This window comes from Actinoplanes sp. NPDC048791, assembly GCF_040650095.1.
Classification (GTDB): domain Bacteria; phylum Actinomycetota; class Actinomycetes; order Mycobacteriales; family Micromonosporaceae; genus Actinoplanes.
The window spans coordinates 1-1,953 of record NZ_JBEZGQ010001328.1 but is presented as its reverse complement, the minus strand read 5'-3'; the positions used below and the strand labels follow the sequence as shown (position 1 = coordinate 1,953).

At 71.9% G+C, this 1,953-nt stretch carries 3 protein-coding genes; 2 read left to right on the top strand and 1 reads right to left on the bottom strand.

Going from position 1 to position 1,953, the window contains the following annotated elements; translation table 11 throughout:
• Positions 1-462 (top strand): SCO2521 family protein (locus tag AB0C29_RS45985; RefSeq protein ID WP_360834346.1); only part of this gene is annotated, 462 nt, incomplete at its 5' end.
• Positions 462-1,427 carry a DUF6879 family protein gene (locus tag AB0C29_RS45980; protein WP_360834344.1) on the top strand — a complete coding sequence of 322 codons (966 nt, stop codon included), beginning with the start codon at positions 462-464 and terminating at the stop codon, positions 1,425-1,427. The genes AB0C29_RS45985 and AB0C29_RS45980, both read left to right, overlap by 1 nt.
• Here the strand turns inward: AB0C29_RS45980 and AB0C29_RS45975 are convergent.
• The coding region (locus AB0C29_RS45975) for an SCO2522 family protein (protein WP_360834342.1) at positions 1,412-1,953 on the bottom strand (542 nt) is incomplete at its 5' end. The genes AB0C29_RS45980 and AB0C29_RS45975 overlap by 16 nt on opposite strands.

The following is a 1,953-nucleotide window of genomic DNA, read 5'->3' as shown; positions in this document are numbered from 1 at the left end:
CGGATACGAGCGCCGCGGACGCGGCTGCGCTGGACGGCCCGGTTCGACAACGGCGCAGCGGCCACGCCCCGGGTCCGCTACTCGGTCCGGTCCGACGACCTGCGCCTGCTGGAGCTGTCGGTGCCCGGTCAACAGCCGCCGCCGGTGCCGGAGCTGACCGCGCTCGCCGAGGACGTCGCCCTGCACGACTGGCTGCTCAGCACGCTGCTCGAGATCGTCGGCAAGAGCGCCATCGGGGTCGTCGAACGCCGCGCCGCCCTGGAACGGCTGCTGCCGGCCATCGACTATCTGCTGCACCTGTGGATGCCCGGCGCCCGGGGTGACGAGATCTCAGCCGCCGTCTGGGCCGCCCTGGACCGCCGGCCCGGTTTCAGCCGGCAGTGGGACACCCTGGTGCACCGCATCCGCGACCAGCTCTCGGTCGGCGCGGTCACGGCGCTGGCCGCGGCAGGCCCGCGGTGATGTCGCTGGTCGGACAGTCGTCCGAGCATTCGAGCGTCACCCGCAAGGCGCTGCTGACCGTGGGTCTGGGCGGGGCGACCTTCCTGATCACCAACGCGCTCAACCAGCCGCAGCACGTGCAGATCACGCTGTCCATCCTGATCGGTGGCATCGCGCTGATCCTGCGGTTCCTGGTCGACTTCGAGAACAGGCTCGCGGCGGTCGAGCAGCTCGAGAAGGACGGCATGACCGAGATGCGGGCGATGGTCGGCTCGGCCTTCTCCGAGATCAGCGAGGCCACCGAGCTCTTCGGACTGATCGAGGCGTCGGCGCTGCAGACCGACCTGGTCACCCAGCTGGTGCGCAACTCGACGCAGATCTCCCCGGCCTCGCCGCCGATCGTCTACCACTTCGTGCAGAACAAGATCCGGGAGACCTCGGACTTCCTCAAGCAGCTCGCCGAGGGCGGCACGGTCACCTACTACGGCGAGGACCGGGACTGGCTGCTGGGCCTGACCCGTACCGCCACGATGAGCATCGACGCGATCAGCATGACGGCCGTCGACCACGACCTCTGGCAGAGCGAGATCGGCCAGCGGTATCTCGATGCCCAGCGGCGCGCCGCCGGCGGCGGCAAGCGGGTCCGGCGCATCTTCGTGCTGGACTCGCCCGCCATGGCCGACGACCCGGCGATCCGGCGGGCCTGCGAGGAGCAGCGGGAGATGCGCATCGACGTGCGGCTGCTGGACCGGGCGGCGGTGCCGCCACCGCTGCGGGTCCAGGTCCGGGACCTGATCATCTTCGACGACACCCTGGCGTACGAGACCAACCCGACCACCACCGCCGACCCCAAGCACGCCCAGATCGCCGAGACGCGCCTCGTGCTGACCGACTCGCGGGTCAAGGAGTGCGCGCAGCTCTTCCGCGAGCTGTGGGAGGTCTCGCGCGGCGCCGACGGCGGACCGGTGCCCTACAGGAACGCGTAACGGATCCGGTCGACGACCTCGCCGGGCAGGTCGACGCCCTCGCCCGTGGCCCGCTCCCGCACCTGCTCCGCGACCGTGGCGTCCACGGCCACCTGGCCCAGGATCGTGCGCACGGCCAGCTCGATCGGCAGGAACCGGGCGGCCATCGCGGTGAACGTCCGGTACGCCCGGAACGGCGCCGCCCGCGGGTTGAGCTGCACGACGGCCGGCATCCGCTCCCACTCGGCCGGCACGTCGGCCGCGCTCATCAGCTGCGGGTCACCGACCGGCTCGCCCAGGTGCCGGATCAGTCCCAGCCGTTGCAGCTGCCAGACGGCCGCCAGGAACGGGCACGACCAGTACGGCTGGTCGGCGGGCCCGCTCCACAGCTCGATGTCGACGAAGACGGAATGGTTCCGCACCGCGCTCTGCCGGGGTGGCCGCCACGCGCGCGGGGCCGCCATCGCCGACCCCGGCGCCGCGCCACCGCGTTCGCCGTTGCTCAGCCAGCCGCTCACGGCCGTCGGTGGCCGGCTGCCGTTGTCAC